Source organism: Neobacillus sp. NPDC093182 (genome assembly GCF_044754045.1).
This window is the reverse complement of sequence record NZ_JBIVOI010000013.1, coordinates 26425-39418: the sequence shown is the minus strand read 5'-3', so window position 1 is coordinate 39418 and position 12994 is coordinate 26425. Positions and strand designations below refer to the sequence as shown.

The following is a 12994-nucleotide window of genomic DNA, read 5'->3' as shown; positions in this document are numbered from 1 at the left end:
GCTCCGTACTCCTGCAGGACATTGATTTTACTTCCTTGAATCCGCCCACGCACGAAGAAAATGCGATAGCATTTTCGAGGAGTCTTCGTGCCTTCCGCACAAATCAACAGGTTCCAAAATCATCAGTCTCCTTTAACACAGCCATGATAAAGAAGATGGTGCCAAAATGGCACCATCTTCTTTATTTCACAGATAATTTCTGTAGATAATTAATAGCATCGTCTATTACATCAACCGGAACGATTTTCATTTTGGAATCAATGTCACGGGCTGTTTTCACTGCTAGGTTGTAGTTTGAATCCTTGCTGCCTTTTTCATTCGGGGCAAAGAAGATTTCTGCTCCCGCCTTGTCTGCAGCAACGATTTTTTGATCAATTCCCCCAATTGGTCCAACCGTCCCTTTTGAGTCGATTGTCCCTGTTCCTGCGATTTTGTACCCTTTCGTAAAGTCCTCTTCCATTAATTGATCATAGATCTCTAGCGAAAACATCAAACCGGCAGAAGGTCCACCGATTTCATCCGTCTTGACCGTAACTTTAGGATCAACAATAATTTCCTTATCGTCAACCAAAGAAATCCCGATGCCGATTTTCTTTGGGTCATCCTTGAAGGGCTCGACACTTACGTTGACTGTTTTTGTTTTATCTTCTCTGTTAATCGTTAATTCTACTTGGTCTCCAGCCTTTTTCTTACCCACGTACTCGATAAATCTTTCAGAGGAGGGAAATTCTTGTCCATCTACCTTAGTAATTCGATCACCAGCGCGTAATTTTCCTTCTGCAGGCATGTCAGGGACTACCTGAACAACGTAAACCCCTTTGTATACATATTCAACAGGGTAACCTGCCTTTTTATACGCCACTTCAATGGCATTCAACTTAGAACCAGCCATCATATGCAGTTGTCTGGCGTTATATTCATCTTGTGTTTCTGTTTCGTGTAAAATGGCTTCCACTGGGTAGAGTTCAACATAATCAAAAAATTTAGCCTCAACATAAGAATAAATATTCGCCCTTCCCATCCTCACTGTTGTCAGCATATAGCTTCCCTTTCCCTCCGTACCGCCTGCAACTTGTATGATAGGTGCTAATTCTTTTGCAATACCTGGTTTCGAAACATAATAAGGTAATGAAAAAAATATCCCTGCTATCATCATCAGTGCAATAACAATGGAAGACCCTATAAATATTTTGCTTTTCAAAAGCCCTGCCCCTTCCATTCCTTTATAACCTTTTTTATTAAAACTAAATGTTTCTTCGCTTCTTCTTCTCCTAGTGCAATAATTTCTTCAATGTTCGTGAATGCACGGGAGCTATATACCTCAACAGGCGGACGAATCATAATATCTGAAGCAATCTCACGATAATTAATTATTTCAGTTTGCATGATATCGATACTTTGCATAATAACATCGTATATAGAAGTGATTTCGGCGTTCCGCTTTACTCTAGATACGTCCACCGCTATTACAATATCAGCTCCCATTTCCTTCGCCACTGATACGGGAACCCTATCTGACACACCGCCATCAACTAAGATTCTTCCATTATATTTTTCAGGTACAAAAATTCCTGGTATCGCTATACTTGCTCTGACGGCTTCGGCAACTGGGCCTTGTTTAAAAACAACCTTTTCACCTGTTAGTAAATCGGTTGCAACAATTCCGATGGGGATGGATAGTTCTTCGATATTTTTACCATGGGTAAACACTCTAATGAATTCCTTTACTCGTTTCCCGGCAATAAACCCCATTTTCGGAACGGTAAAGTCTAAAAAATATTTCCGTTTAAATGCTGTTGATAATTTATATAAACGGTCCATTTCAATACCTGCCCCATAAAAACTGCCGACTAGTGCTCCCATACTGCTTCCTGCGATCAAATCAATGGGAATTCCTGCTTCCTTTAATACTTTAATGACCCCTAAATGGGCAAACCCCCGTGCTCCGCCGGAACCTAGCGCTAATCCTATTTTAGGACCCTCCATACGGTTCCCTCCTTTTCATAAGCTTTAAAAGCATTATGACGCTAAACAATCTGTTAGGAGAAATCTCGTTCAATCTTATGGTCTAAATTAGCGTTCTATGAGTATATTTGTGTTATATGGGGACAGGTCGAATCGATAAACAGTGAGTAATCCTTATTTTAACATTTTTTATTTATACAGTATAACAAAACCCTCGGAAAGGAGGATATTCATTGTTTTATTCAAAATTAAAAACAATCTTTCTATCTATATCTGTGATTATTTTAGCTGGTTCCATGATAGCCTATCCGAAGGAGTCCTTTGAAGCATCCCTCCGTGGACTTAATATGTGGTGGGAAATAGTTTTTCCTTCCTTACTGCCGTTTTTTATCGTTTCCGAAATGTTAATTGGTTTTGGAGTAGTCAAGTTTATCGGAGTGTTATTAGAGCCGCTCATGAGACCACTTTTCAGAGTTCCTGGGGTGGGAGGGTTTGTTTGGGCAATGGGAATGGCTTCTGGATTTCCTGCAGGAGCTAAGCTATCCGCAAGACTTCGTCAGGAAGGTCAGCTGACACAAATTGAAGCAGAAAGGCTTGCTTCCTTCACTAACTCCTCTAACCCCTTATTTATCTTCGGTGCTGTAGCGGTTGGTTTTTTCCACAACCCGCAATTAGGAGTCATTTTAGCATTGGCCCATTATTTAGGGAATATTTGTGTTGGGCTAATAATGCGGTTTTATGGGAATGAAACCCCTGATAAAAAGAAGGACAAGCAAGATAAATTTATTCTAAAGTCGGCCTTTTCTGCATTGCATCAAACAAGAATAAAAGACAAGCGGCCAATTGGCAAGCTTCTTGGCGATGCGGTAAATTCTTCTATTCAAACCTTGCTAATGGTTGGCGGATTCATTATTTTATTTTCAGTAATCAACAAGCTGCTGTTTCATCTACATATTACTGCTGCACTTGCAAGAGGCTTGGATATTCTCTTTTCCGCCCTTTCACTCCCTGACATGCTCAGCATTCCATTTATTTCCGGTTTATTCGAAATTACGCTTGGGAGCGATTTAACAAGCCGGGTTGGAGACGCTACATTGCTTCAGCAAGCGATTGTTACGAGCTTTATCCTAGGATTTAGCGGGTTTAGTGTTCAAGCGCAGGTTGCAAGTATTTTGGCTCAGACTGACATCCGATTTAAACCGTTCTTTTTCGCAAGAATTGCCCAGGGGATATTTGCCAGCTTCTTTGCTTTGCTCTTATGGAAACCAATTTATGTCCGGTTTTATCAAACAGAACAGCCATCTAATGCAATCCCCGTTAACCTTTTTGGTGAGGGTACATGGCCGCAAATCTATTTTCAGAAATTAACAGAAGCAGGTCCACTAATAACGATTATTTCACTAATGATATATGTATTCATACTGTATAGTCGATTACGGAAAAGTTATTAACATAAAAAAAAGCCTTGGCAGCAAGGCTTTTTTACTTTTAGCGATTAAATTTCTTGTTTAATGCTGCTTCGACAATTGGCGGCACAAGCTCTGAAATATTGCCATTGTACTTTGATACTTCTTTAACAATACTAGAACTTAAGAATGAATATTGACTGTTTGTCATGATAAAGAAGGTTTCAATTTCGTCATTCAGTACTCTGTTCATTGATGTTATCTGCATTTCATATTCAAAGTCTGAAACCGCACGTAAGCCTCGAATAATGGCATTCGCCTTAACAGACTTAGCATAATCAACAAGGAGTCCAGAATGTTCATCCACCGTAACAGTGGGAAGATCCTTTGTCACTTCTTTTATAAGATTTATCCGCTCCTCAACACTAAATAGCGGATTTTTTGATGAATTATTCATAACGCTTACATAAACCTTATCAAATACTTTTGCGCCTCTTCTGATGATATCTAAATGTCCATACGTGATTGGATCGAAACTCCCAGGACAAACCGCAATACTAGCCACTAAAGACTCCCCCCTTAATCCTCACTAAATCGCGAATAAATGGTTATCGCAATGATTCCATATTTTTCATGCTTATATTGTGAAAATCCCCCTGCACTTTCTGGCAATTCTACATCATGACTGTGTTCGCAGATAATGTACCCCCCGTTTGTTACCAACTTATGGTCTGATATTTTTTCCATTAAACTGAGCAGCTGCTGCTTTTTATACGGCGGGTCTAAAAATATGTAATTAAACTGAATTTCCCTTTTAATGAGGGCTTTTAATGCTCTGTCTGCATCATTTCGATAAACTTCTGCCTTTTCCTCCATCTTACATGCTTGGATATTCTCATGAATCGTTTGAATTGCCTTCGCATCCCGATCCACAAAAATCACTTTATCTAAACCTCTGCTTAACGCTTCCAGCCCTAACCCGCCGCTACCGGCAAAGAGATCCAATCCTGCTCCGCCGTCAAAATAGGGTCCAATCATATTAAATAAGGCTTCCTTTACTTTATCCGTTGTCGGTCTCGTTGTATTTCCTGGCACAGCTTTTAATGGTCTTCCTTTACAAACGCCTGAAACAACTCTCAATAGTTATCACCACAATTTTTCCAGTATTCTATTTTTAAGAATATCCTATCACAATTGAATAGACTAGCCAACTTGTTGGATTATTTCTGAAAAATTATTTTAAAATACGTATAAGCTTGTAAGTTGTGGAGATAATGTTACTAACAACATCAATTCGAGGATGTTGTTGCCAACCGCGGAGAAGACTTACGTTTCCCCATAAGTTCTTCCTCCGGTTTCTCCTCTCCCTTTGCCTTCTATCCTTTATGAGGATGTAGAAGGACCCTGCAGATTTGATTCTGCAGGGTTTTTTTCTTTTAGTTGAGCATTATGACCAAAACTATGTTAAAGTATGGGAATGAATTCTTAAACAAAGGAGAGTTTTCTTTGATACAACGCTTTATTGAACTAGGTGAGGGTTATTCAGATTTATATGAGCTGCTTGAACTAGCAAAGGCTAATCAGCACCGGCTGCTCCATATGATGGCATTCCACACTGTAAAGAATGAAAAGCAGGTGACCTCTTTAGCAGTCGTAATGCAGCTCACAGATCCTGGTAAATTCCAAGCGCTTTATATCTGCCGTGAAGGGATCCCGAATCCGAACTTCACACCAAATAAAAGATATGATTTGTTCCAACAGACTGCAGAGGAACTTGGCAAGCAGATTATTCAACTATCTGTTAAACCTTCTTCCATCTTCCATGAAAAAGAACTATACTATCAGCACCTAATCGCAATTTTAAGATTAAATCATTATATTAAGCCTCTCCATTGAGAAAAGCGGAAGCGCCTATCGGCACTTCCGCTTTTTTATTAAATACCCATCTTATAATCATATTCTTTCGCTTTATCTGGTGCTGCATTTTCAAATTCCATCTTTAAGAAAGGTTTATATGACGGTTCTACTTTCTTAACAAATGAAAAGGAATTTATTTTTTCCATAATCACTTCTAGTTCATCTTGATTACAATAAAGTACAACATACTTTAATTTCTTCGAAACGTAATGAACATTCCCAAAACGTCTTAACATCTTAGCCTGCTTTAAGGAATAGAGCCAAATAACCAATCCTTGTCTTTGTACGAACATACTTATTTTCCCCTTCAATAAACCATCATTTTAATAAGTCTAGCATAGTAAAACACTCTTTTTCAATTCAAACTTTACTGATGATGTCTTAAGAAAACGAAAACACCAATGGAAAATGGTGATTCATATGGATTTAGAGCCCATTTGGCAGCAGTTTATTAAGAAACTTAACGTAAATAAGGGTATTACGAGTGCTTATTGGAGAAAAATAGCAGGAATTCCATTTTTATATATTAGCACTGCCCCTGAATTATCTCAGCTGACTCTTGAGGCAATCATTCAAAAATGCTCTGCTGCAGCAATAAAAGGCAGCCGATTGCACAGCGAAACAATATTTGTACGACAGGAGGACTTACTATATGTGTATCGTCACCGGTTTTATGTACCACAAGAAAAAATGTTCTGCTGCGGGAACTTATGTGTAAATTGTACACGGTTAAAACGATAAGAAAATCGGCTTAATATAACATTAAGCCGATTACTTTAGGCGGAGCAGCTGCAGCTCCCGCCGCCGCCACAGCCTGAACCATGAGAACCTGTATCAAAAAATGGATTTCCTGAAGGCACTTTTATGTGTTTGGAAACAGCGCCGCCGACGAACATACTAATTTCATCGAGTAGACTTTGCAGGTCATTTTCTGCTAATTTGAACTCAGCAACAAGTGGATCTAAATCCATTTCCCGTTTGTATTCGCGAATTTGGCTCATTACCATTTTGTAGTCTGGATGGTATTTACCAAAGCGCTGCACCTCTTCATAAAGCTCTTTAAGGTTTACAAAACGGTTAATCTTTTCTTGGGTTTCCTTGCTGTTTTGCATTTTATATAGACAAATTTGATATTGTTCCACAATATCCGATTCTATTACCATTTGTGCTAATTGCTCAGCATGTTCTAAAAGTTCTATTCTTTCTGATGTAGCAAGCATGTACGCCCACACCTCCATTCACATTTTAACATGAATGTATGCTGAAAGTGAAATAAACTGTCACTTAGGGATATTTACCAAGAATTCCTTTGAAACTCCGTACGGTACGTTTTTTAAGTCAACAACTTCAAGCTTAACATTATGCTCTCCAGGGGGCAGACCTTTAATAATAAAAGCGGCTGTGTTTACTTCCTTCGTTCTTTTACCATCCAGCCAAATTACCAGTTTCCCTACCTTTCGATCATTTTCTTCGGATTGCCGAAAACTGATTCCAGATAAAATACACTCTACAAACACATTATTACCTTTGGTTCTGGATTGAACATATAACGACGGAGCCTTTTCTGAATACTCACTAACCATCGGTGTAACAGTTACCTGTTGGAACCCTGAAAGGATACCTGTTAAAAATATAGATAGAATCGTTAATTCTATGTACTTTTTCAAAATGATCACTCCTTTTAACTGTATTGTTCGCCTCCTTTATTTTTTTTACTCCATACTCTGTTATTGAAGTAAAAAAGACCACATCGCATTGTGGTCTAACTTCAACTCTGGTCTTTCATGGACTGCAGCATATAAAACATCATCGACGCCATTTGTACGTTATTGGTGAATTTTTCTACCTGGTGAGGGATTGTTTTTTTATAATAGTGAAGTGAGGCAATTTCTAATGTCTGCAAATCATAGGGATTCCTTGAAAGCTTTCGGTACCAAAGCGGCTGTTCGCGAATGAATTTTTTTAGGTCTTTTTGACGATTTATATATTCAAGCACATCTCTTCTCATGAAAAATTTCCCTTCTATTAGTCTTTACGAAATGAAAACGGATGTTTATGTTCTATTTTTGGGGTTGCCTGCCTAGGCTGACTGCCTTGAAATTGGGATATTACCCCCTGAATGGCCCCTATCGCTTGACTTAAGCTATTGATATAATACTGAATTTGATCAGGATCCATTTTCTGTACGGTCCCTAGAATCGTTGAAATCCAGTCACCCTTTTGTTCATCTTCCTTTTCGACACTAGGACTTGCTTTAACCCCTATTGTTTCCCAGCGATTATCTTCTTCACCAAGCAGATACCAATCTTCATATAACTCCTGCCATGTCGTATTTCCATTTCGTACTTCCTTTATTAAATCGGGGTGATTTTTCACAAATTCTTTAAACTTTATCACGGAAGGATGTAAATTTTTTTGCATAGTTCTTCACTCCTGCCCAAATCAATGCCTAATATACGATATGTTTTAAATCCAAAATGGTGAAAATCCTACATACTGTAAAAATTGTTTTTTTAGTGATAAGATGTCTTCAGAACTAGAAACGAGAGAGGGATAACGGATGAAAGACAGGTTAGAGCAATTATTAGGCAAATGTATTGAAAAAGGGTCAGAAGAGGATTTAGGTGCCCTTGCACATTTATTAGAGGGTTTTGAAAAAACGATCGATAAAAAGTACATGCAGTATATTGATGGACTGCTTCAGTTTGAGAGAAAAATAGACAGAGATAAGAAAACGTGTGAAATTATCGTACCATTAAATAGTCTTTGGAATAATTCATTAGGTATTGTACACGGCGGAATCACTGCAACGATTCTTGATACAGCCATGGGGACAGCAATAAATGCCATCCTTCCGGAAGGGTATGGAGCTGTGACGAATCAATTAAATATTCATTACATTGCTCCGGGGATAGGAGATATCCTCCGCTGTAAAGCAGAAATCATCCATCATGGAACCAAGACAGTTGTGATTTCAGGGGAGGCTTTCCGTACAGATGGTAAGAAAATAGCTCATGCAACAGGAACATTTTTTATCATTCAAAAATAGGCGGGAGAAGGTACAAAATGGTTACCGCGGTTGTAATCCCAATAATTTGTCTTTACTTCTATTGGATAACTAGAAAAGAGATGAAATTAAATGATAGTAAATGGCTGGCATCAGCTGATGTAAGAAAAGAAGCCGTCCTAACTGGTGAAATTAGAAGTATTAACCGAGAGAAACAACGCTTTTATTATCATCGATATATACTGGTATATGAATTAACACTTCAAACGGAAACGAAATTAATAAAAGCGAAAAAAATAATCCCGCTTAAAAACAATATTGAGCTAGATACCTTTTCGATTGGCGAGGTAATACGAATATATGGCTCCTGGGAAGGCAATCATTTCCACTTTAACGAATACCAAATTGTACATAGAGATAAGAAATAAAAAGGTGACAAATTGTCACCTTTTACCTTTATTAGCTATTGATCATCATTTTTTTGGATAAAGTTTTGTGTATAATATTTTTGATATACTCCAACACCTAGATGGGTGAATTCCTCGTTTAATAAGGACTCCCGGTGCCCTTTACTATTTAACCAGCCTTCTGCTACTGCAGGTCCATCCGGGTAATTAGCGGCAATATTCTCACCAGCAGATTTATACGCAACGTTAGCTGCCTCTAATCTATCCGAAAGACTGCCAAATTTCTTAGAAGTATGGGAAAAGTCGTTGCTATCCGACATATCCTTACTGTGGCTATAAGCAACTTCTGAGGTTTCTTGATCCCATAACAGCGTCTTAACATTATGCCTTAGCCGCATAACATTGGTTATATCAAGTATTTCCTTCTCTGTCCCTTCTTCAATCAATCTCCAAACGTCTTCCGTTGGTTCTTCTGCCTCAAGTAATTCCCCGGTATATCCTAATTCGTAAGGACGTTGTTTAATTAAAGTTTCATCATTTAAAAATCGTACACTGGAAAGACTTCCAGTAAATTTATCAATATATAATTGGACAAAAACATCACCTAATTTAATTAAAGGACGAATATTTAAGTCGGTATCATTCAATTCAAATCGATAAGAGTTCCCCTTATATTCAATATCAATATTTGTATCAATAAACTGAGTATTAAAGATTTCCTCAATTGGCTGTCCGATTTTAAATGGAGATACATCCACATTCTCCCCTATTGCATATACTGTCACTACTTTATTATTTTCTACCCCAACCTGTACATATCGTGAGTAGTCTATATTATATATATACCATTGATAGCCATATAAAGATTCATCGATTCTTTGAGGTTCACCTAATATACTTTTTAAATAAGAAAGATCTTGACCAATTAGCAGCCCCATGCCGCTTGTTGGGCGTTCAGCCGTTGTTTTTTCTTGAGACCCGTTTTCCTGATTTTGATATAATGATTCATTTATTTCTAACGTATGTTCATCAGTTATTAAAACTTCATTGTCGTCATTTTCATTTATACTCGCATAAAAACCAATGGTCACAAAAATAGACGCTAGGATGAGGATTCTGAAGAGAGTACGCAGATGTATTCACCCTCTCTATTACTTTTCTTGATTATATGTATTGCTTTTTTTAATTATATCACCATTATCTTTGTTAGTAATAGAGAATATTAAACTTATCAGAAAAATAATATTTATGTAAAGCTGTGTTAAATAGGCCTGTTGATTTCCACTCCAGGCACTTCGCTTTCCGCGGGCGTGACGGGGAGCCTCCTCGGCGCTTAAGCGCCTGCGGGGTCTCCCCAGCCCCGTACTCCCGCAGGAGTCTTCGTGCCTTCCGCTCCAATCAACAGGGTGCAAATCAATATTTAGCTTTAACTCAGCTTATGAAAAAAACAGATACACCAATTGATGTATCTGTTTTTTACTTAATGCTGTACTCCATTATAATTTTGTTCTGAGATTTCACTAAGAGCCTCTTTTGCTTGATCATCCGTCATTTTTCTTATCGCAAAATCACCTAGGGAAACGATTCCAATTAACTTATCCCCTTCTACTACTGGAAGTCGTCTGATTTGATGTTCTGCCATTAAGTTTGCTGCTTCTTTCGTTGTGGCATCAGCAGAGATTGTAATAAGTTTGTCACTCATAATGTCCTCTACTTTTGTTGAACCCGGATGTTTTTCCGCAACCCCTCTTACAACAATATCACGGTCGGTAATCATTCCCACAAGTTTATCCTTATCAACAATAGGAATGGCTCCAACATTTAATTCTTTCATTTTTACTGCAACTTCAAATACATTATCCAACAAAGTACAACACTCAACTTGGTCTGTCATAATATCACGAATCTTTTCCAATTCTTCGCCCCCAATTGCAGATAAATTATTCTTACCATTTACTTATGTTTACCAAAAAGGAGTGATTTATTCGATGATGTATTCATTGCAACTTTAAACATTTTCAACTATTATTAAATTGAATTAATTTGCTATCCTGCTATGTAAATAACAAAGGGGTTAGGCATGTTTCTAGGAGGGACTACGATATGAAATTCGAGAATACTGGCTTAGACAAGCTAAAAGCTGATTTAAACCGTTTAGATGATGTAATGCTTGATTACGGTTTAGTCCGTGAAGGTCAGTGGGATTACGAGCGTGTTACATATGACCGTAAATTTGAATTAAAAGAAGGCGTATTTTACTTACGTGTTCGCGGTTATGCGGTTGAAGGGGATGTTGATACCAATAAGGCAGTTATTCAGTTATTAACGCCATTGTTAGGAAAACATTATTATCCTCATGGAGTAGAATATGGTGAAGGGGAAAACTTCCCAACATCACTTGTTAACCAATGCAAGAAAATTCTTGATGATGTAAAAAACGAAGTAGAAAAATTTGCTTTGTAAGCAAACAGGCGCATGAATAACATTCATGCGCTCTTTCTTTTAAAAGAAATCATAAAAAAATGGCTTGCAAAGTGGGAAAACTTTTTCTAATGCAGTAATCTCTGATTCTAGACCTTTTAATAGTCCTAATTCAAATAGTTCAGCAGGCCTCTTATAACCGAATACTAATGCGGTTAAGGAGTTAATATCCATCCTTACACCTCTTTGCGGAGGCTGCACACAATTACTTCCCTGCTTATCTTTAAATACCTTTAATTCACCATTTGCAATTAAATAACTTCCATTGTTCCAAGGTGCATATTCATCTTCCAGGTGAATGAATACCTTGCTGTTTCCATCATTAAACTGATATTTTTGCAAACATTGCTCTGCATCGACAATTCGTGCCATAAAGTATGGAGTAACCTCAGTCTTTATTTTTGGCTGCTGCAGGATAAAAGGTAATAACTCATGATTAGAAGCTAGAATGCTGACATTATCCACCATAGAGTCGTGCTGGCAAATAAAATTCCACAATCCTATTCTCGCTTCTTTGTTTAACGCTACAAACTCTTGAACGTCCATTTTTCGATCTTTTACTTCAAATAGGATATAACCCTTTGCATCATCACTTTTATCGTAGTAAACAGCAATCTGACCATCACCATATATGCTGTTCTTCCACCACGTTAAATCACGTACAAGCATACCCATGTAATTTTTACTGGACTGAGCATAAACAGTTTCAATATCAGGGTGATGACTATCTTTTTGATACCTTTTAATAGATCCAGGCTGTCCTTCTAGAAACTTAAGATCCTTCTTCTCAATAAGAAGCTTCTTGTTCTCCGTAAATACTTCCCACCCAAATTTTCGATAAAACCCAATATCAAAGGGATGGAGCAGTGAAACAATTTGCTCTTCTTTGCGCATTCTTTCTAATGCTTCCATGATTAACCTTTTCACATACCCGTTTCTTCTAAATTCTGGATATGTTGCCACACCCGCAACTCCGCCCATTTTCCACACTTGATCATTCATATAAATATGGAATGGAATAATATGAAGCTTGGCTGCAAGATTATCATCCTCCCAAACTCCTATTACTCTATGGTGTTTTAACATTTCTATTCTTGAAGCAATACTATCTTCAGGTATTTTATATTGAAATGCATACATTGAAAGCTTCATTGATTCAAAATAATCTTTTTCATTAAGTTCTTTTATTTCCATATCCCATCACTCCCCTTTTACATTATTTCTATTAATGAGTAAAAATTCCTTTATAAAAATAAAAAAAGTGCCTAATAAAGACACTTTAAAATCCAAGAATTGCTTTAATAACAGAGGTTGTTTCTCCACCGCGAAAAAAGACATATAACAATAAGTATACTGCAACCCCTGTGATGGCTGTAAAAAACCATATAACACTTGTAACCGGACCTAACTTCCTATGTTTCGTTAAGTTATTTTTATAACCAGTATAGAGTGTCACAACACCAAAAACAGCACCAGTGGTTGCTAAAAAGATGTGGAAAATTAAAAAGATAGTGTAGTAAATTTTCAGATTATCGGGACCGCCAAAGGCAGTATTTCCAATAAAAATTGTCCTTGAAGCATAAATGATAAAGAAGATTAGTGCAAATATGGCCGCTGTAAACATAGTCTTCTTGTGCGCTTCTATTTTCCTTTGTTTAATTTGCCACCAGCCAATTGCAACTGTTATGGCACTTAATACGATAAAGGTAGTACTGATCGTTGGTAAAATTGGTAGGGAATTCATGGCATTAGCCTCACTTTATATATATTCTACAATAATTTTAGTTTAGTTACCCCTTTTTTTCAATAAA

Annotated in this window: 19 protein-coding genes; 6 read left to right on the top strand and 13 right to left on the bottom strand. The window is 37.4% G+C overall.

Annotation, left to right across the window (positions count from 1 at the left end; translation table 11 throughout):
- Positions 1–181: 181 nt before the first annotated feature.
- Together ACIQAA_RS21910 and ACIQAA_RS21905 are read right to left on the bottom strand one after the other, a co-directional pair.
- A complete protein-coding gene (locus ACIQAA_RS21910) occupies positions 182–1201 on the bottom strand; it encodes a SepM family pheromone-processing serine protease (protein WP_402623675.1) in 1020 nt (339 codons plus the stop codon).
- A complete protein-coding gene (locus ACIQAA_RS21905; RefSeq protein WP_402623672.1) occupies positions 1198–1986 on the bottom strand; it encodes a patatin-like phospholipase family protein in 789 nt (262 codons plus the stop codon). The genes ACIQAA_RS21910 and ACIQAA_RS21905 overlap by 4 nt, the downstream gene beginning before the upstream one ends.
- Positions 1987–2198: 212 nt before the next feature.
- Between ACIQAA_RS21905 and ylbJ the strand changes: the two genes are divergently transcribed.
- A complete protein-coding gene (gene ylbJ, locus ACIQAA_RS21900) occupies positions 2199–3416 on the top strand; it encodes a sporulation integral membrane protein YlbJ (protein ID WP_402623669.1) in 1218 nt (405 codons plus the stop codon).
- Positions 3417–3453: 37 nt separating this feature from the next.
- On the opposite strand, the gene coaD is transcribed toward ylbJ, so the two are convergent.
- Both coaD and rsmD read right to left on the bottom strand, forming a co-directional pair.
- Complete coding sequence (gene coaD / locus ACIQAA_RS21895) at positions 3454–3936, bottom strand: pantetheine-phosphate adenylyltransferase (protein WP_402623666.1); 483 nt, start codon at positions 3934–3936, stop codon at positions 3454–3456.
- 14 nt (positions 3937–3950) lie between these two features.
- The gene (gene rsmD, locus ACIQAA_RS21890; protein WP_402623663.1) at positions 3951–4511 is read right to left on the bottom strand and encodes a 16S rRNA (guanine(966)-N(2))-methyltransferase RsmD; all 561 of its coding nucleotides are present in this window, start codon (positions 4509–4511) and stop codon (positions 3951–3953) included.
- Between the two features lie 366 nt (positions 4512–4877).
- Between rsmD and ACIQAA_RS21885 the strand changes: the two genes are divergently transcribed.
- Positions 4878–5267 carry a DUF7147 family protein gene (locus tag ACIQAA_RS21885; RefSeq protein ID WP_402623660.1) on the top strand — a complete coding sequence of 130 codons (390 nt, stop codon included), beginning with the start codon at positions 4878–4880 and terminating at the stop codon, positions 5265–5267.
- A 38-nt stretch (positions 5268–5305) separates the two neighbouring features.
- Here ACIQAA_RS21885 and ACIQAA_RS21880 read toward each other — a convergent pair whose 3' ends face one another.
- Positions 5306–5581 (bottom strand): YlbG family protein, encoded by a 276-nt coding sequence (locus ACIQAA_RS21880; protein ID WP_045515404.1) that lies wholly within the window; start codon positions 5579–5581, stop codon positions 5306–5308.
- Between the two features lie 127 nt (positions 5582–5708).
- Here ACIQAA_RS21880 and ACIQAA_RS21875 point away from each other — a divergent pair, with 127 nt between their 5' ends.
- Positions 5709–6029 (top strand): hypothetical protein, encoded by a 321-nt coding sequence (locus tag ACIQAA_RS21875; protein ID WP_402623657.1) that lies wholly within the window; start codon positions 5709–5711, stop codon positions 6027–6029.
- A gap of 35 nt (positions 6030–6064) precedes the next feature.
- On the opposite strand, the gene ACIQAA_RS21870 is transcribed toward ACIQAA_RS21875, so the two are convergent.
- The 4 genes from ACIQAA_RS21870 to ylbD form a co-directional block, all read right to left on the bottom strand.
- Positions 6065–6508 (bottom strand): YlbF/YmcA family competence regulator, encoded by a 444-nt coding sequence (locus ACIQAA_RS21870; protein ID WP_402623654.1) that lies wholly within the window; start codon positions 6506–6508, stop codon positions 6065–6067.
- Between the two features lie 60 nt (positions 6509–6568).
- Complete coding sequence (locus ACIQAA_RS21865; protein WP_402623651.1) at positions 6569–6955, bottom strand: hypothetical protein; 387 nt, start codon at positions 6953–6955, stop codon at positions 6569–6571.
- A gap of 101 nt (positions 6956–7056) precedes the next feature.
- Positions 7057–7296 carry a YlbE-like family protein gene (locus ACIQAA_RS21860; protein WP_402623648.1) on the bottom strand — a complete coding sequence of 80 codons (240 nt, stop codon included), beginning with the start codon at positions 7294–7296 and terminating at the stop codon, positions 7057–7059.
- A 17-nt stretch (positions 7297–7313) separates the two neighbouring features.
- Entirely contained in the window at positions 7314–7709 is a 396-nt protein-coding gene (gene ylbD, locus ACIQAA_RS21855) for a YlbD family protein (protein WP_402623645.1), read from the bottom strand.
- Between the two features lie 139 nt (positions 7710–7848).
- Here ylbD and ACIQAA_RS21850 point away from each other — a divergent pair, with 139 nt between their 5' ends.
- Both ACIQAA_RS21850 and ACIQAA_RS21845 read left to right on the top strand, forming a co-directional pair.
- Positions 7849–8337 carry a PaaI family thioesterase gene (locus ACIQAA_RS21850; RefSeq protein ID WP_402623643.1) on the top strand — a complete coding sequence of 163 codons (489 nt, stop codon included), beginning with the start codon at positions 7849–7851 and terminating at the stop codon, positions 8335–8337.
- A gap of 17 nt (positions 8338–8354) precedes the next feature.
- Positions 8355–8723 carry a hypothetical protein gene (locus ACIQAA_RS21845; RefSeq protein ID WP_402623640.1) on the top strand — a complete coding sequence of 123 codons (369 nt, stop codon included), beginning with the start codon at positions 8355–8357 and terminating at the stop codon, positions 8721–8723.
- Positions 8724–8758: 35 nt separating this feature from the next.
- Here ACIQAA_RS21845 and ACIQAA_RS21840 read toward each other — a convergent pair whose 3' ends face one another.
- Both ACIQAA_RS21840 and ACIQAA_RS21835 read right to left on the bottom strand, forming a co-directional pair.
- Positions 8759–9793: a CAP domain-containing protein gene (locus tag ACIQAA_RS21840; protein WP_402623637.1), complete on the bottom strand. Its 1035-nt coding sequence runs from the start codon at positions 9791–9793 to the stop codon at positions 8759–8761.
- A gap of 389 nt (positions 9794–10182) precedes the next feature.
- Positions 10183–10617 (bottom strand): CBS domain-containing protein, encoded by a 435-nt coding sequence (locus tag ACIQAA_RS21835; protein ID WP_402623634.1) that lies wholly within the window; start codon positions 10615–10617, stop codon positions 10183–10185.
- Positions 10618–10805: 188 nt separating this feature from the next.
- Between ACIQAA_RS21835 and ACIQAA_RS21830 the strand changes: the two genes are divergently transcribed.
- Complete coding sequence (locus tag ACIQAA_RS21830; RefSeq protein ID WP_306072575.1) at positions 10806–11165, top strand: YugN family protein; 360 nt, start codon at positions 10806–10808, stop codon at positions 11163–11165.
- 39 nt (positions 11166–11204) lie between these two features.
- On the opposite strand, the gene ACIQAA_RS21825 is transcribed toward ACIQAA_RS21830, so the two are convergent.
- Complete coding sequence (locus ACIQAA_RS21825) at positions 11205–12377, bottom strand: GNAT family N-acetyltransferase (protein WP_402623630.1); 1173 nt, start codon at positions 12375–12377, stop codon at positions 11205–11207.
- Positions 12378–12462: 85 nt separating this feature from the next.
- The gene (locus ACIQAA_RS21820; RefSeq protein ID WP_402623627.1) at positions 12463–12927 is read right to left on the bottom strand and encodes a DUF420 domain-containing protein; all 465 of its coding nucleotides are present in this window, start codon (positions 12925–12927) and stop codon (positions 12463–12465) included.
- Positions 12928–12994 lie beyond the last annotated feature (67 nt).